Genomic DNA, 23,895 nt, shown 5'->3' with positions numbered 1-23,895 from the left:
TTCTTTGTGAGCTTCCCAAGCTACTGACGTGGGTTCGATTCCCATCGCCCGCTCCATGTCTCCAGGGTATTCACCCCAGGCAGACGCGGCGCACTCCTTGAACCACACCGGAGTCCAGTGTGTGGGGCAGCGCCGAAACCTCATTCTTCAATGCGTCGGGCTGTGGCTCCTTCGAACCACAGCCCGAGTGGCTTATGCGCCCGCTTGCGCAGCCGCGTCCTTGGCTGCGGCAGTGACGGAACTCCCGAAACCGGTATAGGTCGATCCGTTGCAGTGCAGGTATGCGCGGAAGACGACGCCATTCAACTCGGCGTTGTCAAAATAGCAGTGCGTACCGGTCTTGGATGATTTCTTCACAAGCCGCATTGCCATCGCGTTTGAATCGTCGACGCTGGAGCCAAGGCCGGCAACGCTCCAGGATTGGCCCGGGCGAGTGCAGCTGTAGGGATACTTATAGCCATGTGCCGACCCATAGTAGTAGTCGACATTGCACCGCGCCTGCGTCGCCGCCAGGGTGATGGCCAGCTCAAGCAGGTTCTGTCCCGCAGTGGTGGTCGTCATGCCATAGGCGGAAATCGGAGTGGAACTGCACTCTCCTTTGATGCCCACACCCGGTGCCGGGATGCTGACATAGGGATCGCGTGCGAAAACACTGCATACGGGGCCTTCCTCGGCGACGGCCAGGAAGCCATTGGTGTTGGCCGTCGCAGCATCGATATTGCTGCCAACGCCCGCGACCGTACCGTTCTTGCCGCAGCGCCGGATCACCACGCCTCCGCCGTTCGGCAGCATGTCCATGCCGGGGTCGCAGATGCCCGGCCCGATCGAGGATGCCCCTGCCGGTCCGGTGTAATCACGTTCCGCGTTTGCGGCCATCGGGGCCTGCGCGGAAAGCAGTGCAAGCATCAGCGAAAAAGAAATCGCAGCCATTCAAAACCTCGAATCCATGAGTGAGTCGTGACGCTAGCAGAGGCATGAGTCTGGAAAGCGGGAATTGAACCCGTTCGTCACTTCGGCGAGCCAGCGACTCGATTCAAAATGCTCACGGCCATGGAAATGTGCGGCAGTTCGCACCTTGTTTGCGGTTGCGTGGCCGCCCCGGGGCAACCTCCGCTGTCTGCCGGGCCCGTCGGGCCGCAGGGTTCAGTTGGTGCTGGGCTTGGGGATGCTAAAAGATCGTTAACCGTCGACCCATCGTCCGCTGCCCGGAGCGCGAATGATCCCCGCACTTTTGCCCCTCAGGCGTTGCTTTGATTTTTCAGGGCGATCCAACCGGAAAGAGTTCTGGTCGTACTCCCTGTCTGCTGCGCTTGTGGTGGCAGCGAGCTACACCTTGATGGACGGCGGATACTGGCTGACGGGCACCGTGCTGCTCGATGGCGAGGCCTTCGAGCCGTTCCGGATGCTGGGGTGGGGCATGACGGTCTGCGCGGTCATCGTCCTCCTTCCGCCGATGCTGGCCCTGGCCGTTCGACGACTGCATGACATCGACGAGTCTGGCTGGTACGTCGTGATCGCCTTCATCCCGTTGGGCGTATTCGTCCTCTTCCCGGTCATGCTGCTGCCGGGCAACGAGGAGGAGAATCGATTCGGCGGCATATCCGGTCTGCCGGGCGCCTGACTCAGCGCCGGGCGAAGTCCACCAGGTCGGAAGGGTAGTGCGGGCAGGTGCGCAGCGCGGCATCGTCTCCGCCATACAGGACCACCAGCGCTGCTACCTCAAGCGCCCAGTAACCCCAGGCATTCGGTCCGGTCAGGCGTCGGGTCCGCTTCTGAGCTTTGGGCGACAGCAGGAAGAAGTCGCGGTACTGCACCTGCAGGTAGCCGGCCAGCAGTGAAGGGTCGAACGCTTCACCGTCGCGCAATGGCGCGAACAGCTCGGCGAACGGGCGCGGATGGAATATCGCATCGCTGGCTTCGGCAAGGCCGAGTTCCGGCGCGCTGAGGTAGTCCAGCACGCGGTCGGTTTCGAAGCAGAGCACCTGCTCCACCAGCGCCGGAAGACGATCCTGCGCATCCAGCAGCACGCCCAGTGACAACAACTGTAGTGCGTATTCGTAGTGCTGCGTTGTACGCGGTTGCAACGACGCGGCCAGCGCGATGTCGTGGCCTTGCTGTTGCAGGCTGTCCCGGGCTAACGCCAGCAAACGTGCGTGTTCCAGCCACAGCTCTGTCACGTCGGCCTGCATCTGCTGCAATGCCGTGGGGGCGAAGCCGCGGTCGATGCCTTTCAGCAGCAGGTTGCTGCCGGTCTGGGCAACCGCTTCCCAGCCGTAGGCATGTTCCAGCGCCGTATACCCCTGCAGCGGCTCCTCCGCAGGTTCACCGCCATTGCGCGCATGACGCGCAAGCAGGGCCATGCCCGCGTTCCAGTCCGCCTGCCAGTCCGGCAGGCGAAGCATGCGGCGCGGTACTCCCGGATCCTTGGCCAGTGCTCTCCATCGCGGTAGTACGTCCAGCAGCAGATTCCGGCGGTTCACGGCAGTCATCGGTTCCATCATCAGGGAAAGTCTAGCGGCAATGCCGGTTCGACCCCCATTGCCTGGCACCGCGTTGAAGGTTTGAATGGTGCGCAATCGCAGTCACCATGCCCGCATGACCGTTGATCGAATCGCCCTCCGCCGTTTCACCCAGTGGCTGCCGTTCCTGGTCCTGGTCGCCATCTGCGTGGCCTGGTGGTCGCCGCTGGGCGTGGTTGTCGCCCTGGCCGCGTGCCTTGCAGTGGGTGGCGTGCTGCAGCGCTTCGATCTGGTCGGCGATGCCGTAGGCGGCGCACTGCTGCGCTCGCGGGCGACACTGCCCTTTGCCACACGGCCGCCCACGCATGACATCCTGTTGGATTGGGGCGAGTTGGGCATGGGAGGGCCGGCCTACGGCACCCAGATGCTGCGCGATGGCGCCATTGTCGAGGGCGTATCCACCGGAGGCAGCCGCGATGCCAGTGGCGAGTGGCAGACGCTGGCGGGAAGCGCGCTGCGTGTGGCCAGTGGCTACATTGATCGCAGCGAGGCCGTGATTGTCTACGACGAAGCGGACAAGAGGGTGATGCACCTGCTGGCGATTGTTCCCAGCCTGTTCTGGCAGGAACTGCACGAGCGCCGGCAGCTTGGCGGGGATGCCGAAGCCGCGATGTGGTTGCGGGATCTTCCCTGCCGATCGACCACGCTGCGCCCCTGCCGGGGTCTATGGCTGGAACCGGAGCATCCGGCGCTGGCCGCCGGGTTGCCGCAGGCATTGCGGCATGTCCTGCCGGATGCCCGGGTGCTGCAGGCCATCCCGCTGCTTCCCGACGATCTGCGCCTGACCGCCCATCCGACCCTGTTCGCGCGCATCTGCCCGTACGCGCTCTGTCTCGATGGCGAGCCCAGTGACCGTCACGCCTGCGATCTGGAGACGGTGATCACCAGCCCGTCCGGACAATGCGTGGTGGTGGCGGGCAGCGTGCTTGATGGGGATCTGCGTCCCATCGAGGGCGTATGGCTCGTCCACTGGCAGGGGCGTTGGCAGGCCATTGGCCGCCGTGCGACGGGCGGCAGCGGCAAGGCCCGCAGTGCGGCCTGGATCGATGTGATCGAGGCCGGCGATGACGGTACGCTTCGCTGCGACGCCTATGAGGAACACTGGTCGTTCGACGCGATCACACGCATCCCCACGCCACACACGGCACTCGCCTTGCCTGTGGAATGGCGGGAAACCGCACTGGCCGTGCGTGTCCGCGATGGGCACTTCTCGTTGCGCCTGCCCCGCGCGGTTCGGCGGCGCCACGCATCCCTTGGATGAGCCATGAGGATGTCCCCGGCGACGGTGCGGCCATCGCCGGAGACGGTGCAGCGGCTACCGGGCGTCAGTCAGAGTAGAAGCCGTTGCCGAGGGTGCCGGGCAGGCCGGGTTCCGGCCATGGCATCAGTGACGTGCAGGCGTCATACAGCGTGCAGAAGTCCTGCCGAAGTTGCGCAGGCACCCAGCTGCCGTAGGAAACGTTGGTCGAGTCGCCCTGGCAGGCGTAGGAAACATCGATCCAGCGGGTATTGGCGTGTGAGGCAACGCCCTGGTGCTGTGTCTTGCCTGTGCAGTAGCGCAGGCCCTGGCCGATCAGCGTGTTGTTGGCATCGAAGTAGAGCCGGGAGACTGCATGGGTCGGCGCAGCCTGTACGTCTGCGGCACCTCCCACCAGGCCAAACAGCAACAACAGCGGAATTCCCATTCGCATCTGTGGTTCTCCTTGGGGTGTGTAAGCCGGTCGTGTCCTGTCCATCAGCCGGCGAAAGGCATCTTCGCACAGCCCCGGCAGGCACGCAGATGCGGCGGCCTGCTGGGCATCATCCACCCGCCACCCGCCCGCGCTATGCTGCGCGCCTGCCGTCCGATCCTGCCGCGATGAAGCTCGCCATCCTGTCCCGCAACAGCTCCCTGTACTCCACCCGCCGGCTGGTCGAGGCGGCCCGCGCGCGCGGCCACACCGTACGCATCCTCGACCCGCTGCGCTGCTACATGCGCATCGCCGCCGATGGCTTCTCGATGCACTACAAGGGCCGGCCGATGACCGGCGTGGACATGGTCATTCCGCGCATCGGTGCCTCGATCACCCGCTATGGCACCGCCGTGCTGCGCCAGTTCGAGCTGATGGGGGCGCGTACGCCCAACCCCTCCGACGCGATCCTGCGTTCGCGCGACAAGCTGCGTGCGCACCAGCTGCTGGCCGCCAAGGGCATCGACATGCCGGTCACCGTGTTCGGCGACAACCCGGATGACACCGTCGACCTGCTGTCCATGCTCGGCCCGCCGCCACACGTGGTGAAGCTCAACGAAGGTACCCAGGGACGGGGGGTGATCCTCACCGAGAAGGCCAGTGCGTCGCGTGGCATCGTCGAGGCCCTGCGGGGCCTGTACGCCAACTTCCTGATGCAGGAGTTCATCGGCGAAGCCAAGGGCGCCGACCTGCGCTGCTTCGTGGTCGGTGACCAGGTGGTGGCGTCGATGCAGCGCCAGGCGCCGGAAGGGGACTTCCGCTCCAACCTGCATGCCGGCGGCACCGCGGTGGCGGCCAAGGCCAGCCGCGCCGAACAGCAGGTGGCGGTGCGCTCGGCCAAGGCGCTGGGCCTGTCGGTCTGTGGCGTGGACCTGATCCGCTCCGCGCGCGGCCCGCTGGTGCTGGAGGTCAACTCCACGCCAGGGCTGGAGGGCATCGAAGCCGCCTGCGGGGTAGATGTGGCCACGCGCATCATCGAGCACGTCGAGAAGCTCAAAAAGCCATGATCAATCAATGGCTTGAAATTCTCATGGGCAAATGAGGCCGGCTTTAACATGCCTTTAATCGGCGCCGGCGTAGCCTTCAGCGAACCGCAGCTCTGCCTCTCAGCAGGATCGGTATCGGGATACGACTTCAGACCCAGGCGGGGCACCGCCTGGGTCTTTTTTATGCCAGCCGCAGGTCCCTTGTGGAGGCAACGTGACGGCCGTAGAGTGGCGCCCATCGTTCCTGGATGGATCCGGAGGCTGGCGATGTACCGCATCACGATGATCGCGTTGTTGCTGGGGCTGTCTGGTGCTGTCTCCGCCAAGCCGGAGAAAACCGCCATTCAGATGGACGGGCAGGCACCGGTGGCCGAGCAGGTCCGGCGGGTTGAAAAGGCCCTCGATGACGGCGAATACAGCGAGATTTCCGCTGACGACCGTGCCCAGGTGCAGCAGGCACTGGCGCGCATCACCCAGCGCATGGGTGACCACCGCACGCTTCAGGAGCTCCCGCCGCAGGTCCAGGCGGAGGTCTTCAACGACCAGGAGCGGATCAACACGGTTCTTGTCCGCGCCCATGAAGACAGCCGCCAGATCTGCCAGCACACCCGCACCACCGGCAGCAACATGCCTAAAAGCCGCTGCCTGACCGTGGCTGAGCGCCGCCGGATCGAGGAGAAGGGCAAGGCCCTGCTCAACGACCAGCGCACCTTCAACAACTTCAACCCTGCCACCAACCACTAGGCCGTCCGATGCCCCTGCGCATGGCACTTGCTGGCGTGAAGGTGGTGCGAATACAGTCAGCACTCAACTCAAACAAGGATTCGTTTGTCATGAAGTCCCTCCTGATGTCGGCGGTCCTGGTCTCGGGCCTGACCCTGGCCACCGCCGCCTCTGCATCGAACCAGGCCGGTGAGGTCTTTATCCCCGGCAAGCCGCTGCAACAGCAGATCGAGCGCATCGAAATCGAACTCAACGATGGCGAGACCTACAGCGAACTGAAGCAGACCGACCGCAGCCGCGTGCGCGAGGCGCTGGTGCGCATGCGTACGGCCGTCGAGCAGCACCCTGACCGCGATTCCATGCCTGAACAGGTACGAACCGATGTCTTCAACGACCAGCAGATCGTGAACACGGTTTTGACACAGGCACGTGAAGATAGTCGTCTAATATGCCAACGTGAAAAGGCCACGGGTTCGAACCGGGCCACGACGCAGTGCACTACCGTTGCCGAGCGCGCCCGGCGGAAGGACAAGGCACAGCGTGATATGGGCCAGGCCCAGCGCGTCGGCAAATTCGTCAATTAGAGGTGACAGTGAGAATCCTGGTAATCGAAGACAACAGCGACATTGCGGCCAACCTGGGCGACTACCTGGAGGACCGGGGCCACACCGTGGACTTCGCGGCTGACGGGGTTACCGGTCTGCACCTGGCCGTGGTGCACGAGTTCGACGCGATCGTGCTGGATCTCAATCTGCCAGGCATGGACGGCATCGAGGTCTGCCGCAAGTTGCGCAATGAAGCGCGCAAGCAGACCCCGGTACTGATGCTCACCGCCCGCGACTCGCTGGACAACAAGCTGGCGGGCTTCGATTCCGGCGCGGACGACTACCTGATCAAGCCGTTCGCGCTGCAGGAAGTGGAAGTGCGTCTGAACGCCCTGTCGCGGCGCGGCAAGGGCGTGCAGACCCGCGTGCTGGAAACCGGCGATCTGGAATACAACCTGGATACGCTGGAAGTGCGCCGCCAGGGCAAGCTGCTGCAGCTCAACCCGACCGCACTGAAGATCCTGCAGGCGCTGATGGAAGCGGCCCCGGCCGTGGTGACCCGCCAGGAACTGGAAACCCGTGTGTGGGGCGAAGAACTGCCCGATTCCGATTCCCTGCGCGTGCACATCCATGGCCTGCGTGCGGTGGTCGACAAGCCGTTTGAAGTGCCGCTGATCCAGACCCGCCATGGCATCGGATACCGCATCGCCACCCCGGAAGCCTGATTCGGTGGCAACCAAGGGGGAGCGCCGGCGCACGCCTTATCGGCGGCGCCTGCGCAGCCGCATCATCGTTTCGTTCGTGTTGTTGGGCTTCTGCCTGACGACACTGTTCGCGTTCGCCACCAACTGGGCCCGCCTGCGCGTGGAAAACCAGCTGGTGGAAGAGCTGATGAACCGCAACATCGACGAGTATGCGCGCCGCTATTACGAGCACCCCGGGCATAACCCGGACGCGCCGGTGCTGCAGATCAGGGCCTATGCCTATTCGAAGGACAAGTTCGACCGGGTGCGCGAAGAACGCGCGCAGTGGGCGGGCTTCTCCGATGGCATCCACAGCGTCAGCGGTGACGAGCACGGCGAGCCGTACTCCTACAAGCTGGCCGTGCGCAAGACGCCCGACGCCTGGTTCTTCCTTGCCTATGACATGACCGACAGCGTGCGCGGCGGCAAGCAGCTCAACCGCGCGCTGGTGCTGTCGGTGCTGGTGTTCAGCGTGCTGTCGCTGGTGCTGGGCTGGTGGTCGGCGTCGAAGGTGATGAAGCCGGTGTCGGATCTGGCTGCGCGGCTGCGTGCCTATCGCGGCGGCACCAGCGATCCCGAACCGCTGGCGCCACGCTTCCCCGACGACGAAGTGGGGCAGTTGGCACAGGCGCTGGACGACTATTCCTCGCGACTGACCGAAGTGGTGCAGCGCGACCGTGAATTCAATGCAGACGTCAGCCATGAGCTGCGCACGCCGCTGGCGGTGATCCGTGGCGCCACCGAGCTGCTGCTGACCCGGCCCGGCCTAGACGAGAAGGTGCTGCAGCGCCTGCAGCGCATCCAGCGTGCCGAACAGCAGTGCAGCGACCTGATCGGCGCACTGCTGCTGCTGTCGCGCAACGAGCGCGGGCAGGGCACCAGCAACGTCGCCCGCGTGGCCGAGCAACTGCTGGACGCGCATCGTGCGCAGCTGGGTGGCAAGCCGCTGGAACTGCTGCTGGAAGGTGAGCGCAACCTGGTGATCGATGCGCCCGAGGCGGCGCTGTCGGTGGCACTGGGCAACCTGATCGGCAATGCCGTGAAGTACTCGCAGGACGGCGAGGTACGCGTGTTCGTCGGCACCAATTCGGTGTCGGTGACCGACAGCGGCCCGGGCCTGAGCGAGGAAGACGCAGCCAAGCTGTTCCAGCGTGGCTACCGTGGCACCCACGCCGGCCATTCGCAGGGCGGCGGCATCGGCCTGTCGATCGTCAGCCGCCTGTGCGATCTGTACGGCTGGCAGGTGAGCGTGCGCCCCGGCGGCCAGCGTGGCGTGATCGCCACCCTGACGTTCTCGCCGAAGCCGTTGTAAGGGCCCTGCTTTGGTGGTGCCGACCTCGGTCGGCACGAACCCTGCCGACCTTGCATCGCGCGCTGTGTCGTTTGTGCCACCGAATTCCCCTCGCGCGATGATCGGGCCTCAGGCCCAACACGACACCACCGTGATCGCTGCCGCGCCCCGCGCGTGTTCCAGCGCACGCATTGGCAAGCCCGCGCCGCACTTGGGAATTTCCTTACAGATCGCCGCGTGCGGCGATGGCCTGATGACCTGGCCGGGGCAGGTGCCTTGGCCGGGATTGGCGTCCTGAAAAAAACCAACATTCAGCAAACTTCCGGCTGGCGTCGGCCTGTCGTGGAAAATGCACCGCGTGCCTTGTTTCGGCGGGCGGTGCGTGGGGATTCGTCAGAATCCGCTGGAGTCTTTTTGCTGATTGTTGGGTCTCCGGTACGCCAACCCGCACCGTCCGCCACCTTGCATCTGCAGGTGGCCTGCCGACTGCGAGGAGTTCCACCGTGTCCAACCGCCCGCTGTTCCCCCAGCTGCACGCCCTGATCGGCGATGCGGCCAACCTGCTGCCTGCCGACGTCGCCGAGCGTGTCGAAGTTCTGCTGGATGACCCCAAGGACCTGCTGCCCGCGCTGCTGGCGCGCATGGATGGCCGCGACGCCGCCGACGGCCAGCCGCTGGACGTGCAGGGGGCCAGCCCGGCGCAGGCAGCCATGATGGCCGGCCTCAGCCGCACGCTTGCCGGTCTGCATACCCTGATCCAGCTGCTGCACGCCGCCGAACTCGCGCGGGAGCAGGGCGGTGCCCGCCAGCAACTCAATCCCGATGTGGTCGACGGCCTGCTGCTCGGCGCCCGTGAACTCGCCCGCTACGCCCGCCTGCAGCTGGACTAGATCCGCGCCACGTGTGGATGCAGAGCGCTTTGTGGAGCTGAGCCGATGCTCGGCTTTGATGGTCGCAGCCGAGCATGGGCTCGGCTCTACAGCAGATCCCCAGATCCACGCGTGGATACGCTTTGGTAGTGCCGGCCGCTGGCCGGCAACCCGGCCTCAACCCCCGGCCAACCCCAGATACCGCGCATGCAGCTGTTCCACCTGCACCTGCAGGTCCTCCGGCTGCCCATCATTGACCACCACGTCATCGGCCAACGCCAACCGCTGCGCGCGGCTGGCCTGGGCAGCAATCATCCGGTCGGCCAGCGCAGCGTCGATACCATCGCGCTGCATCAGCCGGGCGTGCTGCACGGCTTCGGGCGCATCCACCAGCAACACCCGGTCCAGCCATGGGTAGGCCTTCCGCCCGCCCACCTCGGTCAGCAGCGGAATGGCCGCAATCGCATAGGCGCTGGTGGCCTGCTCGCACTGCTGCTGCATCAGCAGGCGGATAGCCGGGTGGGTGATCGCTTCCAGCGCCGTCCGCTCGGCCGGGGCGGCGAACACGTGAGCGCGCAGGCGGCCCCGGTCAAGGCTGCCGTCGGCCAGCAGCATGTCGGCGCCGAAGCGCTCGGCAATGCGGGCCAGGGCGGGGCTGCCGGCGGCCACCACGGCCCGTGCGGCCAGATCGGCGTCGGCCACCACGATCCCCAGCGCCTCGAAGCGCCGGGTCACCTCACTCTTGCCCGAGGCGATGCCCCCGGTCAGGCCAACCACATAGCGGCTCATGGGGACTCCCCTCAGCGCAGCCCGCTCATCACCAGGTACTGCTCCACCAGCGGCGCACCCCACATGAAGTACAGCCAGCCGGCGATGGCCAGATAGGGGCCAAACGGGATGGGCGTGGCCCGGTCACGACCGCGGCTGTACAGCCAGATCGAGCCGATGATGGCGCCCAGCACCGACGACAACAGGATGATCGGCAGGATGCCCTTCAGCCCGCACCAGGCGCCCAGCGCCGCCAGCAGCTTGAAGTCGCCGTGGCCCATGCCTTCCTTGCCGGTCAGCTGCTTGAACAGCCACCAGACCGTCCACAGCGACAGGTAACCCACCGCCGCACCCACCAGGGCGGGCTTGGCCGGCATGTACAGGTTGTCGATGCTGCCTATCAGCCCCAGCCACATCAGCGGCAGGGTGAGCTGGTCGGGGAGCAGCTGCGTGCGCAGGTCGATACCGGACAAAGCGATCAGGAAGCAGGTCAGCACGATGGCGCCAAAGCCCTGCCAGCCGAAACCGAACTGCCAGACGCAGGCCAGCACCAGTACCGAGGTCAGCGCCTCCACCAGCGGGTACTGCAGCGAGATCGGCGCCTTGCAGTGGCGGCACTTGCCGCCCTGGATGATCCAGCTGAACAGCGGGATGTTCTCGTACCAGCTCAGCTTGTGCTTGCAGTGGGGGCAGTGCGACGGCTCCACCACGATCCCCGGTGGCGGGGGCTCGTAGAAGTCCGGTTCCTCCAGGACTTCGCGCGCATCGCGCTTCCACTGCCACTCCAGCCGCTTGGGCAGTCGCAGGATGACCACGTTCAGGAAACTGCCCAGCAGCAGTCCCAGGGCGGCCGCGGCGGGGTAGCCGAGGCCGGGGTGCTGGTCGAGAAATGCCATTGATACCTTTAGCCGACGACGGCGCCGAGTTTGAAGATGGGCAGGTACATCGCGATGACCAAGCCACCGACAATGGTACCAATGAACACCATGATCATCGGTTCCAGCAGGCTGCTCAAGGCATCCACGGCATTGTTCACTTCCTGCTCGTAGTATTCAGCTACCTTGAACAGCATGGCGTCCAGGGCGCCCGCCTCTTCGCCGATGCCGGTCATCTGGATGACCATGTGCGGGAACAGGTTCAGCTGCTTCATGGCCATGTTGACCGGGTAGCCCACCGAGACGTCGTCGCGCATCCGCAGCACAGCCTCGCCATAGACCTTGTTGCCGGTTGCGCCAGCCACGATGCCCAGCGCCTCCACCAGCGGCACGCCGGCCTTGAAGGTCACCGCCGTGGTCCGGGAGAAACGGGCGATAGCGCTGTTATGCATGATCTGGCCGATCACGGGCACCTTCAGCACCAGCCGGTCGACCGTATGCTGCATCTTCTCCGAGCGCCGGTAGGCCATGGCGATGGCCACCACCGATCCGATCATGACGATGGCCATCAGCCACCACCAGGACACCATGAACCGGGACAGGTTCACCACCATCTGGGTGAAGGCAGGCAGGTCCGCACCGAAGCTCTTGAAGACCTCCTCGAACTGCGGCACTACCCAGACCAGTAGGACAGTGCTGACCAGGAAAGCCACCACCAGCACCATGGCCGGGTAGAACAGGGCCTTCTTGATCTTGCCCTTCAGTGCTTCGATGTTCTCCTTGTAGGAGGCGATCGTGTCCAGCACCGTTTCCAGCACACCGGCGCTTTCACCGGCGCGCACCAGGTTGCGGTAGAGCTCGTCGAACTGCACCGGATGCCGACTGATCGCTTCATGTAGCGAAGAGCCGCCCTCGATGTCGGCGCGGATCCCGTCCACCATTTTCTTCATGCGCGGGTTCTTGTGCCCGCTGCCGATGATCTCCAGTGCCGAGACGATCGGCACGCCGGACTTCATCATCGTCGCCATCTGCCGGCTGAAGAAGGCGATGTCCTTGGCATTCACCGGCTTGCCGGCTGCGCCGAACAGCGGCTTCGGCTTCGGCTTGACCTGGCCGGGGTTGATTCCCTGCTTGCGCAGTTCGGCGCGCAGCATATTGGCGTTCTTGGCCAACTGCTCGCCCTTCATCTTGATACCCCGCTTGTCGGTCCCCTCCCAGACAAACGGCTGCAGCTCCATGGTGCTACGCGCCACGGGCTCTTTCTTGATCGCACTGCGACTGACAGACATGTTGGCTCCCCAAGGCCCGCCATCCCCAGGCGGGCATCCTGACCGGCGATGGTAGCCGGTTCAGGGCCGTCCGGGGAGCCTGCTGGCGTGACGCCGCGCAGGGTTTTCGACCTGGCGAGACGAAAGGTGACGTACCGCGTCACATTGCCGCGTCCATCGCAGATTCGCTTCTGGGGGGTTCCCATCCGCGAAATTGCTGCCATCATTGGCGCGGGGAAATCGGGGAGACGCTGCCATGGGAGATTGGCACGTAACCTGCGTTGATCCACCCGCGGGGACGGGCAGCCTGCTCATCCGGTCATCTGACCGGCCGGCCACCACCCCGACATCAACCACCACTTATCTTGGGGATGTACCACCATGAAGAACCAGAAGGGCTTCACCCTGATCGAACTGATGATCGTTGTTGCGATCATCGCCATCCTGGCTGCCATTGCGCTGCCGGCATACTCGAACTACACCAAGAAGGCCAAGGTCTCGGAAGTGATCCTTGCGGCTTCTTCGCTGCGTACCGACGTGTCGGAGTACGCGGCTAGCAACAACAAGCTGCCGGGCAACGACTGGAAGCCGGATTTCCAGCCGACGAAGTACGTTGAAAAGTTGGAATGGAAGGATGGCAAGATTGTCGCTACTGCTCGCGCTATTGGCGACACTCTGATCGACGGTCAGACGATCACGCTGACTCCGGAAGGGAACGGCAGCAACGGCGTGATTCCGAGCTGGACCTGCGAGGGCTCCATCAATACCAAGTTCCGTCCGGGTTCCTGCCAGGGCGCTGCCTCGACCAGCGGCGGCGGCACCAGCGGTGGCGGCACGAGTGGCACCTAATTGCGCTTAGTTTAGTGCTTAGGGTTTGATTAAGCGGGGGGCCAGTGCGGTCCCCCGTTTTGTTTTCTGGGGAGGCTGGACTTTATGAGCATGCGTCCCGAGTCTGCAGTGCGGGCGCGCGTCGGAAGCTGGGGAGCTTTGGGTGCGTTGTTGGGATTTGTACTTGGCAGATCACTTGAATGCAGTAGCTATACGTTGTGGTTGCTACTGGTTCTGGGTGCAGCGATTCCTATGTGGCTGCTCGAATGGAGACGGTTGCCGCATGCGCTACTGATGCATGATCGAAGAAGTGCGCTGTGGGGGATATTCACGATTTCGATTTTGCAGGTTGCAATTTTGCTTCTGCAGTTCCTTTTTGGGGGAGATAGTGGAGCTGCTGTTGTACTGGCTCTGCCCTTCTTGCTCGTCGCCGGTAGCATCTTGCTTCTATTGGGATTACTCCGCCCAAGCTTGTTGGGCTCGACGATTCCTGACGCAGGAAATGCTGTCCGAGCGTGGTTTGATGGAGGTAGGCCGAACAATTCTCAGCGAAATGCTCTCTTGGGGTGGTGTGTAAAGTGCTTTTTCTTGCCCTTGATGCTTGCGTGGTCATGGACATGGCTAGCGAGTCTTGAGTACGCACTTCCGTCCACAGGATCACTTCGCTGGTATGCCCTGGGAATGATTGCCCTTTATGCCATCGATACTGCATTCGGAGTAATCGGATATGTTTCAACCTCTAAGCATCTTGGGGGAGAGATTCGATCGGTTGACTCGACGATGCTTGGATGGTTGTCGGCACTGGCATGCTATCCGCCGTTGAGTGCGCTGGTTCTGGATACTTGGTTGATTGCGCGGAACGCAAATGATTGGAAGAATTGGCTCTCCGAGGGGAGTCCGCTTGCGGTTATTTGGGCGATTTCCATTCTTCTGCTGACATCTGTCTACACATGGTCCACTGTTGTGTTTGGGACTCGCTTCTCCAATTTGACCCACCGCGGAATCATCACGCATGGGCCTTATCGTTGGACCAAGCATCCAGCCTATATGTGTAAGAATCTGTCCTGGTGGCTTGTTTCAGTGCCTTTCATCTCAAATGGAGGGGCAGCTGGGGTTCTGTTGTCTTGTCTGGCTATGCTGGCGGTCAATGCAATTTACTGGGTCCGTGCTCGTACAGAAGAACGCCACTTGTTGATGGATGCCGACTACAGGCGCTATGCAGAGTGGATTGATGACAACGGGATCGTGTCAATTCTGCGACGATGTGGCTTGAAAATGATTCGATCTCAGTCCTGAGTAAAGGCTTGGCGGCTAGCGACCTCTGGCGGCTACCCTGACCCTTCCAAGTGCAAAGGGCGAGGCAGAAGATGCCGAGGTATCGTTCCCTGTTTGTTCCAAGGTCCTGATCATGAATGCAACTGTCACCCCCAATCTCGTCGGCATCACAGGCCTGGCCCGCCGCTTGGTCCAGGACGGTGCCCTGGATGAGGCCTCTGCCCGCGACGCCATGGCCAAGGCCACGGCGGCCCGTCAGCCGCTGCCCACGTGGTTCGCGCAGAACAAGCTGGTCAGCGCCTCGCAGCTCGCTGCCGCCAATGCGGTCGAGTTCGGCATGCCCCTGTTCGACGTGTCCACCTTCGATGCCAGCCAGAACGCGATGAGCCTGGTCAGCGAAGAGCTGCTGCGCAAACACAACGTGCTGCCGCTGTTCAAACGCGGCGGCAAGCTGTTCGTGGGCACCAGCAACCCGACCCATGCGCTGGATGAGATCAAGTTCCACACCAATCTGGTGGTGGAGCCGATCCTGGTCGATGAAGACCAGATCCGCCGCACGTTGGAGCAATGGCACGCCAGCCATGACACCATCGGCGACGCGCTGAGCGGCGACGACGAGGGCATGGCCAACCTCGACGTTGGCCTGGGCGACGAAGACAACGCGGGTGGCGACTCCGGCATCGACGCCAAGGGCGACGACACCCCGGTGGTGAAGTTCGTCAACAAGGTGCTGGTCGATGCCATCCGCAAGGGCGCATCAGACATCCACTTCGAGCCCTACGAAGACGATTACCGCGTGCGCCTGCGCATCGACGGCCTGCTGAAGATGGTGGCGCGTGCGCCGGTGAAGTTGAACCAGCGCATCGCTGCGCGCCTGAAGGTGATGGCGCAGCTGGACATCGCCGAGAAGCGCGTGCCGCAGGACGGTCGCATCAAGCTGAACCTGTCCAAGACCAAGCAGATCGACTTCCGCGTGAGCACGCTGCCGACCCTGTTCGGTGAAAAGGTGGTGCTTCGTATCCTCGATGGCAGCGCGGCCAAGCTGGGCATCGACAAGCTGGGCTACGAACCGGACCAGCAGAAGCTGTTCCACGACGCCATCCACAAGCCGTACGGCATGGTGCTGGTGACCGGCCCGACCGGTTCGGGCAAGACCGTGTCGCTGTATACCGCGCTGGGCATCCTCAACGATGAGACGCGCAACATTTCCACCGCCGAAGACCCGGTGGAAATCCGACTGCCCGGTGTCAACCAGGTGCAGCAGAACAACAAGCGCGGCATGACCTTCGCCGCGGCACTGCGCTCGTTCCTGCGACAGGATCCGGACATCATCATGGTCGGCGAAATCCGCGACCTGGAGACGGCCGAGATTGCGATCAAGGCGGCGCAGACCGGCCACATGGTGCTGTCCACGCTGCATACCAACGATGCGCCGCAGACCATCGCGCGCCTGATGAACATGGGTATCGCCCCGTACAACATCACCAGCTCGGTGACGCTGGTGATCGCGCAGCGCCTGGCACGCCGGTTGTGCGGCAACTGCAAGCGCCCGGCCAACCTGCCGGAGCATGCGCTGCTGGCCGAGGGCTTCACCCAGGCGCAGCTGGATGCGGGCATCCAGCTGTACGAGGCGGTGGGCTGCGATGAGTGCACCGAGGGCTACAAGGGCCGAACCGGTATCTACCAGGTGATGCCGATGACCGATGAGATCGCCACGATCGTGCTGGCCGGTGGCAATGCGCTGCAGATTGCCGAGGCGGCGCAGCAGATCGGGGTGAATGACCTGCGGCAGTCGGCGTTGAAGAAGGCCGCCGCGGGCGTGACCAGCCTGGCCGAGATCAATCGCGTGACCAAGGATTGAGGTAGAGCCGAGCCTATGCTCGGCTGATGGCCCGAAGAGCAGCCGAGCGTGGGCTCGGCTCTACAGTAGATCCACGCCATGCGTGGATGATCGGCCACGGATCCCATAATAGATCCAAGCCATGCGCGGATGGCGCGGCGGCGCAGCGCCAACCAAGGTTGGCGCCTGCCAGGGCCGTTCAGCCCTTACTCCATTCCCAGCTTCTTCAGCTTGTAGCGCAGCGCGCGGAAGGTGATGCCCAGCTGCGCGGCGGTGCGGGTCTTGTTCCAGCGGTTCTCTTCCAGCGCGCGCTGGATGGCGCTGCGTTCCAGTTGCTCGATGTACGAGGGCAGGGCGGCGCCGCCCGGCTGCAGGTCGGCCACGGCTTCGGCGGGAGCTGCGCCGCCGGGCGCACGCGGGGCGTGCTGCGGCAGGCGCAGGTCGTCGGCACCGATGCGGTCTTCTTCGGCCAGTGCCAGCGCGCGTTCCAGAATGTTCTCCAGCTCGCGCACATTGCCCGGGAACGCATAGTGGGCCAGCGCCTCCAGCGCCGACGGCGCCAGCAGCGGGGTGGCACGGCCGTGGCTGCGGGCCAGCCGCGCCAGCACGGCGGCCGCCAGCTCCGGCAGGTCCTGGCGGCGCTCGCGCAGCGGCGGCACCTTCAGTTCGATCACGTTGATGCGGTAGTACAGGTCGTGGCGGAAGCGCCCGTCCTCGACCAGTTCGGCCAGGTCACGGTGCGTGGCCGAGAGAATGCGCACGTCCACCGGCTCTTCGTTGGGCGCACCGACCGCGCGCACCGACTTTTCCTGGATCGCGCGCAGCAGCTTGACCTGCATCTGCAACGGCAGTTCGGCCACTTCGTCCAGGAACAGGGTGCCGCCGTGCGCGGCTTGGAACAGGCCGGGCTTGTCGGCATGCGCGCCGCTGAAGCTGCCTTTGCGGTGGCCAAAGAATTCGCTCTCCATCAGCTCGCCGGGAATGGCGCCGCAGTTGACCGGCACGAACGGGCCGGCCGCACGCGCGCCCTGGGCGTGGATGGTGCGAGCGACCAGTTCCTTGCCAACCCCGGATTCACCGAGGATGTAGACCGGCGCCTGGCTGCGCGCGACCTTGCCGATGGTGGTGCGCAACACGTCCATGGCCGGCGAAGCGCCCAGCAGGCGTGCAGCCTGTTCGGTGGCGGGGCCGGGCGCAGGGCGTTCGGTGTTGTTGAGCTCCAGCGCGTGCTTGACCAGGCCACGCAGCACCGAGATGTCCACCGGCTTGCTGACGAAGTCGAAGGCGCCGGCTTTCAGCGCTTCCACGGCCAGGTCCATGCTGCCGAACGCGGTGATCATCGCCACTGGCGTGCGCGGGTAGTGCTGGGCGATTTCGCTGACCAGCTCAATGCCGTTGCCATCCGGAAGGCGCATGTCGGTGATGCACAGGTCGTACGGATTGCTGGCCAGCAGCTCGCGTGCTTCGGCCAGGTTGGCGGCGGTACTGATGCGCAGCCCCATGCGGCCGAGGGTCAGTACCAGCAGTTCGCGGATGTCGCGTTCATCGTCGACGACGAGGGCGCTGCGGGTTTCGTTCATGGGCGTGAAAGATAAACGAGGGGGCTGGAAGCGACAAATGTTTGACGCACAGATTTGGGATCAGGTGGGCAGCAGCGTGTGCGGGCCGGGCAGCACCAGGCGGAAGCAGGAGCCGCCTGCCGGCACCGGGATGTAGTCGAGCCGTGCCTGGTTGGCGCGGCACAACTCGCGGGCGATATACAGGCCCAAGCCAGTGCCGTGCTCGGAGGTGGTGAAGAACGGACGGAACAGCTGTGCGGCCACGCTCTCGGGAATGCCGGGGCCACGGTCCATCACGTCGATCACCGCGCTGCGTTCGTGTTGTGCCACGCGCAGGCGCACCCGCGCCGGCTGCTGGCCGATGCGGCCGTACTTCAATGCGTTGTGCACCAGCACGGTGAGCACCTGGTACAGGTGCTTGGTATCGACCTGCGCCATCACCGCCGTGTCGCTGATGATCGGTTCGATGCTGTCGGTCTCCAGCGTCTGGCCCTGCTTGTACTCCAGCACGAAGCGGCGCACGAAGGCGACCAGGTCCACGTTCTCGGGCGTGGCGCGTTCGCGCCGTGCCAGCCCCAGCACGCTCTCGACGATGCCGTTGGTGCGCTGGCATTGCTGGCGGATGATCTGCAGCAGGCGGCGGTCGCTTTCGTTGAAACCGGTGCCTTCCTCCAGCAGCTGCACGGCGTAGTTGATTGCCGCCAGCGGGTTGCGGATTTCATGGGCGAGGCTGGCCGAGAAGCGGCCCATTGCCGACAGGGTGAGCGATTCGGCGCGCCGGGAGACCACGCTGGAATCGTCCAGGAACACCAGGGCCAGCTCGCTGCCGGCCAGCAGGCGGGCGAAGCGCGGTTGCACTTCCGGCTGGTCGGGGTTGAGCTGCAGCGGCAGTTCGTCCTGCGCCCAGCCGTTGCGCCAGCGCTGCAGGCGGCGCGCCAGTTCCGGCGCGGCGCTGGCCAGATCCAGGCGTCCTGTCTCACCGATGCCGTCGTTGTCGCCGAGCAGCATCGAGGCCGCTTCATTGGCCAGGGTGATGCGGTTGTCGGCGTCCACCACCAGCACGCCGGTGCGCATGCGGCGGATGATCAGTTCGTTGATCTGGAACAGGTTGGCCACTTCGTCGCCGCGCTGGTTGGCCAGCTGCTGGTTGCGGCGCGCGCGGTTGCCCACCTGGTAGCTGATGAAGGCCAGCGCCAGGTAGCTGGTGGCGAACATGGCCAGCTCGGCCAGCGTGCGGGTGGGGTCGCCGCCTTCGAGCACCTTCCAGAGGTATTCGGTACCGGTGGCCAGGCTGGCGACGATTGCCAGGCCCAGGCCCCAGCTCAATGGCAGCAGGGTGGCGGCAGCGGCGATGTTGAACAGCAGCGACATCGAGATGCCGGCGCTGGCACCGGGCAGGGCATGCGCCAGCAGGGTGGCGGCGATGATGTCCACCAGCACGCTGCTGACCACGATCGGGCGCAGCCAGCGTTCGTTGCGGCCGATCGCCAGGGCCAGCAGCGACAGCAGCAGATAGATGGCCGCGACGGTATCGGCCAGGCGCGGGTGATGGGCCTCGCCGACCATGCCGGACAGGGGGCTGTAGAGCAGGCCGGCGATGACCGCGGCGATCAGCACCCGGTACAGCGCGAAGAAGTACAGCTCACGCCGCGGAATCGATTCGATGCGGTCGATCAATGAAGCACTGGGTGACACGCCGGAACTCCCCTTCTGGCTGCCTGGGTCTGGAATCTGCGGCGGTCCTGCCTGGCATCCCCTGAAGCCGGGCGGGTACGTCGCTTCTCTGTGGCCTGCGGTGGAAGCAGCCGGGCAGGCCCGGCACTACACACCTTGGTTGACCAGTATAGGGCCCCCGGCAGGGCGCCGCCGGAGCCGCCCGGATCGCGCATTTGGCCCGCCGTGGATACCGGTGGCCAACGGCGGCCCGGGCGCAACTGCCTGAATGACGGTGGAAATCTGGCCGGGTCTGGCGTTTTGTACAGACTTCTTTGCGCCCCGGCGCTGGCTCGGCCACAATAGTGGGCCCGCCGCGGTCCATGCCGGCGCCCCGCCGGGGCCCTGAGGAATTGCGTGCGGTCGTTCCTATTCCCACGGTGACGCATGAATTTCCACGAATACCAGTCAAAACAACTGCTTGCCGAGTACGGCATCCCGGTCCCGGCCGGCAAGGTCGCTGCGACCCCGGACGAAGCGGTTGCCGCTGCCAACTCCCTGGGCCAGGGCCCCTGGATGGTCAAGGCGCAGATCCACGCTGGCGGCCGCGGCAAGGCTGGCGGCGTCAAGTTCTGCAAGACCACCGACGACGTGAAGGCCGCTGCGGCCAAGATGCTCGGCACCAAGATGGCCACCTACCAGACCGCAGGCGTTGAACTGCCGGTCAACCTGGTGCTGGTGACCACCGCCGGCGAGATCGTCAAGGAACTGTACCTGTCGGTGCTGGTCGACCGTGGCACCAAGACCATCACCTACATCGCCTCTTCGGAAGGCGGCGTGGAGATCGAGCAGGTCGCCGCTGAAACCCCGGAGCTGATCCACTCGCTGAACGTCGACTTCGTCGAAGGCGTGCAGGGTTACCACGGCCGTGATTTCGGCTTCAAGCTGGGCCTGACCGCCAAGCAGGCCGGCCAGTTCGCCAGCATCATGGTGAACCTGTACCGCCTGTTCAACGAAAAGGACCTGGCCCTGGTTGAAATCAACCCGCTGGCCATCCTGGACGACGGCAACCTGTACGCGCTGGACGGCAAGTTCGACAGCGACGACAACGCCGCGTTCCGCCAGAAGGCCCTGGTCGCCATGCGCGACAAGACCCAGGAAGATCCGACCGAAGTGATCGCTTCGGAGCTGGACATCAACTACGTCACCATGGACGGCAACATCGGCTGCATGGTGAACGGCGCCGGCCTGGCCATGGCCACCATGGACGTCATCAAGCTCAACGGCGGCGAGCCGGCGAACTTCCTGGACGTGGGCGGCGGTGCCAACAAGCAGCGCGTCATCGAAGCGTTCAAGCTGATCCTGTCCTCGGACAAGGTTGAAGGCATCTTCGTCAACATCTTCGGCGGCATCGTCCGCTGCGACATGATTGCCGAAGGCATCATCGCCGCCGTGAAGGAAGTGGGCGTCAAGGTTCCGGTCGTGGTGCGCCTGGAAGGCACCAACGTGGAAGAAGGCAAGCAGCTGCTGCGCGACAGCGGCATGGCCATCATCCCGGCTGACAACATCAACGATGGCGCCAAGAAGATCGTTGAAGCTGTCAAGAACGCTGCCTGATTCGACACCAAGGAATTCCCATGTCTGTTTTGATTAACAAGAACACCAAGGTGATCGTGCAGGGCTTCACCGGCCAGCAGGGCACCTTCCACGCCACTCAGATGATCGAGTACGGCACCCAGGTTGTTGGCGGCGTGACCCCGGGCAAGGGTGGCACCACCCACATCGACCTGCCGGTCTTCAACACCGTTGCCGACGCCGTGCAGAGCACCGGCGCCAACGCTTCGGTCATCTACGTGCCGCCGCCGTACGCGGCCGACGCGATCCTGGAAGCCGCTGCTGCCGGCATCAAGGTCATCGTCTGCATCACCGAAGGCATCCCGGTGCTGGACATGCTGCGCGTCAAGAACGTGCTGACCCGTTCGCATCCGGACACCGTGCTGATCGGGCCGAACTGCCCGGGCGTCATCACCCCGGGTGAGTGCAAGATCGGCATCATGCCGGGCCACATCCACCAGCCGGGCAAGATCGGCATCGTGTCGCGTTCGGGCACCCTGACCTATGAAGCGGTCAAGCAGACCACCGAAGTCGGCCTGGGCCAGTCCACCTGCATCGGCATCGGTGGTGACCCGATCAACGGCCTGAACTTCGTCGACTGCCTGAAGCTGTTCAACGAAGACCCGCAGACCGAAGGCATCATCATGGTCGGCGAAATCGGCGGTGACGCCGAGGAAGCCGGTGCCGAGTACATCAAGAACCACGTGAAGAAGCCGGTCGTCGGTTTCATCGCCGGTGCGTCGGCTCCGGCCGGCAAGCGCATGGGCCACGCCGGTGCGATCGCCTCGGGCGGCAAGGGCACGGCCGAAGGCAAGTTCGCCGCCATGGAAGCTGCTGGCGTCGTCACCGTCCGTTCGCCGGGCGACCTGGGCGCCGCCATCGCCAAGCTGGTGAAATAAGAACGACTGCCTCTGGCAGCCGATTCTGTAGAGCCGAGCCCACGCTCGGCTTGCTTTGGAAAAGCCGCCCTCGGGCGGCTTTTCTGCGTCTGGCGGCCGCCTGGTCGGCCCATCCACGCATGGTGGGGATCTACTGAGCCAGGGCTGTCCACGCAGTGAACGCCCCCGGCGCGCGCACGACGCGGCGCTACAATGGGCGCATTGCAACCACAGGCTGGATTCCCATGGCTTCGATCCGCATCGCGATGGCGCAGTTCGATTTCCCGGTCGGCGATGTCGCCGGCAACACCGAGCGCATCATCGAGATGATCGGACAGGCGCGCGACGAGTATGGCGCCGAGCTGGTGATGTTCCCCGAGCTGGCAGTGAGCGGTTATCCGCCGGAGGACCTGCTGCTGCGTCCCGGCTTCCTGTACGAATGCGAGCAGGCGATGGGCCGTATCGCTGCTGCCTGCCGTGGCATCACCGCCGTGGTCGGCTGGCCGCAGGCGGCTGGTGCGGTGGTCTACAACGCCGCCAGCGTGCTGCGCGATGGCCTGCTGGAGCAGACCTACCGCAAGCGCGAGCTGCCCAACTACGCGGTGTTCGACGAGCGTCGCTACTTCGATGTCGATCCGGACGGCGGCAGCTGTGTGTTCGAGGTCAATGGCATTCCGGTGGGTTTGCTGATCTGCGAGGACCTTTGGTTCGCCGAGCCGCTGGCCGACACCGTGCGCGCGGGGGCGCAACTGGTGGTAGTGCCCAATGCTTCGCCGTACGAGCGGGGCAAGCACGCCCAGCGCGACGCGGTGCTGGCCGCACGCACCCGCGAGAGCGGGGCGGCCATCGCCTATCTCAACGTGGTCGGTGGCCAGGATGCGCTGGTGTTCGATGGCGCGTCGGTGGTGGCCGATGGTGACGGCACGGTACACCCGGCTGCCGCTGCCTTCGTCGACCAGTGGCTGGTGGTGGAGTACGACGGTGAGACCCGCCGCTTCATGCCGCACGTGTGGATGGACGATGGCGACGAGAGCATGGACGCGCTGGCCTGGCGTGCCGTGACCCGTGGCATCCAGGACTACTGCCGCAAGAACGGCTTCAAGAAGGTGTGGCTGGGGCTGTCCGGTGGCATTGATTCGGCGCTGGTACTGGCGCTGGCGGTCGACGCGCTCGGCGCTGAGAACGTTACCGCCGTGCGCCTGCCGTCGCGCTATACCGCCGGCATGTCCAACGACCTGGCCGCCGAGCAGTGCCAGGCACTGGGCGTGAAGCTGGAAGCGGTCTCGATCGAGCCGGCGTTCAAGGGCCTGATGGAATCGCTGGCGCCGATGTTCGAAGGCACCGCGCCGGACGTGACCGAAGAGAACCTGCAGTCGCGCAGCCGCGGGGTGATCCTGATGGCACTGGCCAACAAGTTCGGCGGCCTGTTGCTGACCACCGGCAACAAGAGCGAGTACGCCGTCGGCTACGCCACCATCTACGGCGACATGTGCGGTGGCTATGCGCCGTTGAAGGACCTGTACAAGACCGAGGTGTTCGGCCTGTCCAAATGGCGCAATACCGTGGGCGGCGCGCCTGTGATTCCGCCGGCGGTGATCAGCCGCCCGCCATCGGCCGAGCTGCGCGAGAACCAGCTGGACCAGGATTCGCTGCCGGCCTATGACGTGCTGGATGGCATCCTGTACCGCTACATCGATCAGGAGCAGTCGCGCACGGAGATCGTGGCGGCCGGTTACGACGCGACCGTGGTCGACCGCGTGCTTCGCCTGGTGCGCATCAGCGAGTGGAAGCGGCATCAGGCCGCGCCCGGGCCGAAGGTCTCGCGCCGGGCGTTCGGCCGTGAGCGTCGTTACCCGATCAGCAACGGCTACAAGGGCTGAGGCCCGGTCCAGCAGACGACAGGGAGTGCCGTCCGATGGCCGGCAACCCGT

Annotated in this window: 22 protein-coding genes; 14 read left to right on the top strand and 8 right to left on the bottom strand. The window is 64.7% G+C overall.

All coding sequences use genetic code 11. The annotated features are described in order from the left end of the window. Positions 1-192 precede the first annotated feature (192 nt). Positions 193-930 carry a hypothetical protein gene (locus AC5QAH_RS12860; RefSeq protein WP_049401607.1) on the bottom strand — a complete coding sequence of 246 codons (738 nt, stop codon included), beginning with the start codon at positions 928-930 and terminating at the stop codon, positions 193-195. Between the two features lie 286 nt (positions 931-1,216). Here AC5QAH_RS12860 and AC5QAH_RS12855 point away from each other — a divergent pair, with 286 nt between their 5' ends. Further along, positions 1,217-1,621, top strand: a complete 405-nt coding sequence (locus AC5QAH_RS12855) for a DUF805 domain-containing protein (RefSeq protein WP_019336442.1) — start codon at positions 1,217-1,219, stop codon at positions 1,619-1,621. A 1-nt stretch (position 1,622) separates the two neighbouring features. Here the strand turns inward: AC5QAH_RS12855 and AC5QAH_RS12850 are convergent, their stop codons facing one another. Continuing rightward, positions 1,623-2,489 carry a PoNe immunity protein domain-containing protein gene (locus AC5QAH_RS12850; RefSeq protein ID WP_495232385.1) on the bottom strand — a complete coding sequence of 289 codons (867 nt, stop codon included), beginning with the start codon at positions 2,487-2,489 and terminating at the stop codon, positions 1,623-1,625. A gap of 106 nt (positions 2,490-2,595) precedes the next feature. Here AC5QAH_RS12850 and AC5QAH_RS12845 point away from each other — a divergent pair, with 106 nt between their 5' ends. After that, the gene (locus AC5QAH_RS12845; protein ID WP_239682766.1) at positions 2,596-3,780 is read left to right on the top strand and encodes a hypothetical protein; all 1,185 of its coding nucleotides are present in this window, start codon (positions 2,596-2,598) and stop codon (positions 3,778-3,780) included. A 64-nt stretch (positions 3,781-3,844) separates the two neighbouring features. Here AC5QAH_RS12845 and AC5QAH_RS12840 read toward each other — a convergent pair whose 3' ends face one another. Beyond that, a complete protein-coding gene (locus AC5QAH_RS12840; protein WP_239682767.1) occupies positions 3,845-4,210 on the bottom strand; it encodes a hypothetical protein in 366 nt (121 codons plus the stop codon). A 167-nt stretch (positions 4,211-4,377) separates the two neighbouring features. Between AC5QAH_RS12840 and rimK the strand changes: the two genes are divergently transcribed. The 6 genes from rimK (at position 4,378) to AC5QAH_RS12810 (ending at position 9,427) form a co-directional block, all read left to right on the top strand. Then, complete coding sequence (gene rimK / locus AC5QAH_RS12835; RefSeq protein ID WP_005410807.1) at positions 4,378-5,256, top strand: 30S ribosomal protein S6--L-glutamate ligase; 879 nt, start codon at positions 4,378-4,380, stop codon at positions 5,254-5,256. 246 nt (positions 5,257-5,502) lie between these two features. After that, on the top strand, positions 5,503-5,979 hold the full coding sequence (locus AC5QAH_RS12830) for a hypothetical protein (protein WP_010481495.1): 477 nt from the start codon (positions 5,503-5,505) through the stop codon (positions 5,977-5,979). 89 nt (positions 5,980-6,068) lie between these two features. After that, positions 6,069-6,542 (top strand): hypothetical protein, encoded by a 474-nt coding sequence (locus tag AC5QAH_RS12825; protein WP_019336437.1) that lies wholly within the window; start codon positions 6,069-6,071, stop codon positions 6,540-6,542. A gap of 8 nt (positions 6,543-6,550) precedes the next feature. Beyond that, positions 6,551-7,228: a response regulator transcription factor gene (locus AC5QAH_RS12820; RefSeq protein ID WP_005410804.1), complete on the top strand. Its 678-nt coding sequence runs from the start codon at positions 6,551-6,553 to the stop codon at positions 7,226-7,228. Beyond that, positions 7,191-8,558, top strand: coding sequence for a sensor histidine kinase (locus AC5QAH_RS12815; RefSeq protein WP_032952284.1), 1,368 nt, complete (start codon positions 7,191-7,193; stop codon positions 8,556-8,558). The genes AC5QAH_RS12820 and AC5QAH_RS12815 overlap by 38 nt, the downstream gene beginning before the upstream one ends. Before the next feature lie 482 nt (positions 8,559-9,040). Next, positions 9,041-9,427 carry a hypothetical protein gene (locus AC5QAH_RS12810; RefSeq protein WP_071306348.1) on the top strand — a complete coding sequence of 129 codons (387 nt, stop codon included), beginning with the start codon at positions 9,041-9,043 and terminating at the stop codon, positions 9,425-9,427. A gap of 156 nt (positions 9,428-9,583) precedes the next feature. On the opposite strand, the gene coaE is transcribed toward AC5QAH_RS12810, so the two are convergent. The 3 genes from coaE to AC5QAH_RS12795 are packed head-to-tail and all read right to left on the bottom strand — an operon-like array spanning position 9,584 to position 12,338. Beyond that, positions 9,584-10,195 (bottom strand): dephospho-CoA kinase, encoded by a 612-nt coding sequence (gene coaE, locus AC5QAH_RS12805; protein WP_049454787.1) that lies wholly within the window; start codon positions 10,193-10,195, stop codon positions 9,584-9,586. 11 nt (positions 10,196-10,206) lie between these two features. Beyond that, positions 10,207-11,070 (bottom strand): prepilin peptidase, encoded by an 864-nt coding sequence (locus AC5QAH_RS12800; protein ID WP_032128827.1) that lies wholly within the window; start codon positions 11,068-11,070, stop codon positions 10,207-10,209. 8 nt (positions 11,071-11,078) lie between these two features. Then, the gene (locus tag AC5QAH_RS12795) at positions 11,079-12,338 is read right to left on the bottom strand and encodes a type II secretion system F family protein (protein WP_049454789.1); all 1,260 of its coding nucleotides are present in this window, start codon (positions 12,336-12,338) and stop codon (positions 11,079-11,081) included. 360 nt (positions 12,339-12,698) lie between these two features. Between AC5QAH_RS12795 and AC5QAH_RS12790 the strand changes: the two genes are divergently transcribed. The 3 genes from AC5QAH_RS12790 to pilB all read left to right on the top strand — a co-directional run bounded on the left by AC5QAH_RS12790 (position 12,699) and on the right by pilB (position 16,281). Continuing rightward, the gene (locus AC5QAH_RS12790; RefSeq protein WP_049454791.1) at positions 12,699-13,166 is read left to right on the top strand and encodes a pilin; all 468 of its coding nucleotides are present in this window, start codon (positions 12,699-12,701) and stop codon (positions 13,164-13,166) included. Between the two features lie 90 nt (positions 13,167-13,256). Then, the gene (locus AC5QAH_RS12785) at positions 13,257-14,441 is read left to right on the top strand and encodes an isoprenylcysteine carboxylmethyltransferase family protein (RefSeq protein WP_160314090.1); all 1,185 of its coding nucleotides are present in this window, start codon (positions 13,257-13,259) and stop codon (positions 14,439-14,441) included. A 112-nt stretch (positions 14,442-14,553) separates the two neighbouring features. Next, positions 14,554-16,281 carry a type IV-A pilus assembly ATPase PilB gene (gene pilB / locus AC5QAH_RS12780; protein ID WP_049454793.1) on the top strand — a complete coding sequence of 576 codons (1,728 nt, stop codon included), beginning with the start codon at positions 14,554-14,556 and terminating at the stop codon, positions 16,279-16,281. Between the two features lie 185 nt (positions 16,282-16,466). Here the strand turns inward: pilB and AC5QAH_RS12775 are convergent, their stop codons facing one another. Beyond that, on the bottom strand, positions 16,467-17,840 hold the full coding sequence (locus tag AC5QAH_RS12775) for a sigma 54-interacting transcriptional regulator (protein ID WP_049454795.1): 1,374 nt from the start codon (positions 17,838-17,840) through the stop codon (positions 16,467-16,469). Positions 17,841-17,900: 60 nt separating this feature from the next. Next, positions 17,901-19,514, bottom strand: coding sequence for a sensor histidine kinase (locus tag AC5QAH_RS12770; RefSeq protein WP_019336430.1), 1,614 nt, complete (start codon positions 19,512-19,514; stop codon positions 17,901-17,903). Positions 19,515-19,919: 405 nt separating this feature from the next. Here AC5QAH_RS12770 and sucC point away from each other — a divergent pair, with 405 nt between their 5' ends. The 3 genes from sucC (at position 19,920) to AC5QAH_RS12755 (ending at position 23,844) form a co-directional block, all read left to right on the top strand. Continuing rightward, the gene (gene sucC, locus AC5QAH_RS12765) at positions 19,920-21,089 is read left to right on the top strand and encodes an ADP-forming succinate--CoA ligase subunit beta (RefSeq protein WP_004154430.1); all 1,170 of its coding nucleotides are present in this window, start codon (positions 19,920-19,922) and stop codon (positions 21,087-21,089) included. 20 nt (positions 21,090-21,109) lie between these two features. Beyond that, on the top strand, positions 21,110-21,985 hold the full coding sequence (gene sucD, locus AC5QAH_RS12760) for a succinate--CoA ligase subunit alpha (RefSeq protein WP_005410793.1): 876 nt from the start codon (positions 21,110-21,112) through the stop codon (positions 21,983-21,985). Positions 21,986-22,209: 224 nt separating this feature from the next. Beyond that, the gene (locus AC5QAH_RS12755) at positions 22,210-23,844 is read left to right on the top strand and encodes an NAD+ synthase (RefSeq protein ID WP_019660166.1); all 1,635 of its coding nucleotides are present in this window, start codon (positions 22,210-22,212) and stop codon (positions 23,842-23,844) included. Positions 23,845-23,895 lie beyond the last annotated feature (51 nt).

Source organism: Stenotrophomonas sp. YJH_SMC_43, assembly GCF_059372535.1.
The sequence above is the reverse complement of the archived record's forward strand: the minus strand, read 5'-3'. Positions and strand labels throughout refer to the sequence as shown.

Bases quoted from the DNA above. Each gene is read 5' to 3' on its own strand.
- AC5QAH_RS12800 (WP_032128827.1), bottom strand. From the start codon at position 11,070: ATGGCATTTCTCGACCAGCACCCCGGCCTCGGCTACCCCGCCGCGGCC.
- AC5QAH_RS12850 (WP_495232385.1), bottom strand. From the start codon at position 2,489: ATGACTGCCGTGAACCGCCGGAATCTGCTGCTGGACGTACTACCGCGA.
- AC5QAH_RS12840 (WP_239682767.1), bottom strand. From the start codon at position 4,210: ATGCGAATGGGAATTCCGCTGTTGTTGCTGTTTGGCCTGGTGGGAGGT.
- sucD (WP_005410793.1), top strand. From the start codon at position 21,110: ATGTCTGTTTTGATTAACAAGAACACCAAGGTGATCGTGCAGGGCTTC.
- AC5QAH_RS12845 (WP_239682766.1), top strand. From the start codon at position 2,596: ATGACCGTTGATCGAATCGCCCTCCGCCGTTTCACCCAGTGGCTGCCG.
- AC5QAH_RS12860 (WP_049401607.1), bottom strand. From the start codon at position 930: ATGGCTGCGATTTCTTTTTCGCTGATGCTTGCACTGCTTTCCGCGCAG.
- AC5QAH_RS12855 (WP_019336442.1), top strand. From the start codon at position 1,217: ATGATCCCCGCACTTTTGCCCCTCAGGCGTTGCTTTGATTTTTCAGGG.
- AC5QAH_RS12790 (WP_049454791.1), top strand. From the start codon at position 12,699: ATGAAGAACCAGAAGGGCTTCACCCTGATCGAACTGATGATCGTTGTT.
- AC5QAH_RS12825 (WP_019336437.1), top strand. From the start codon at position 6,069: ATGAAGTCCCTCCTGATGTCGGCGGTCCTGGTCTCGGGCCTGACCCTG.
- AC5QAH_RS12755 (WP_019660166.1), top strand. From the start codon at position 22,210: ATGGCTTCGATCCGCATCGCGATGGCGCAGTTCGATTTCCCGGTCGGC.
- AC5QAH_RS12815 (WP_032952284.1), top strand. From the start codon at position 7,191: ATGGCATCGGATACCGCATCGCCACCCCGGAAGCCTGATTCGGTGGCA.
- sucC (WP_004154430.1), top strand. From the start codon at position 19,920: ATGAATTTCCACGAATACCAGTCAAAACAACTGCTTGCCGAGTACGGC.
- AC5QAH_RS12775 (WP_049454795.1), bottom strand. From the start codon at position 17,840: ATGAACGAAACCCGCAGCGCCCTCGTCGTCGACGATGAACGCGACATC.
- AC5QAH_RS12795 (WP_049454789.1), bottom strand. From the start codon at position 12,338: ATGTCTGTCAGTCGCAGTGCGATCAAGAAAGAGCCCGTGGCGCGTAGC.
- AC5QAH_RS12830 (WP_010481495.1), top strand. From the start codon at position 5,503: ATGTACCGCATCACGATGATCGCGTTGTTGCTGGGGCTGTCTGGTGCT.
- pilB (WP_049454793.1), top strand. From the start codon at position 14,554: ATGAATGCAACTGTCACCCCCAATCTCGTCGGCATCACAGGCCTGGCC.
- rimK (WP_005410807.1), top strand. From the start codon at position 4,378: ATGAAGCTCGCCATCCTGTCCCGCAACAGCTCCCTGTACTCCACCCGC.
- AC5QAH_RS12785 (WP_160314090.1), top strand. From the start codon at position 13,257: ATGCGTCCCGAGTCTGCAGTGCGGGCGCGCGTCGGAAGCTGGGGAGCT.
- coaE (WP_049454787.1), bottom strand. From the start codon at position 10,195: ATGAGCCGCTATGTGGTTGGCCTGACCGGGGGCATCGCCTCGGGCAAG.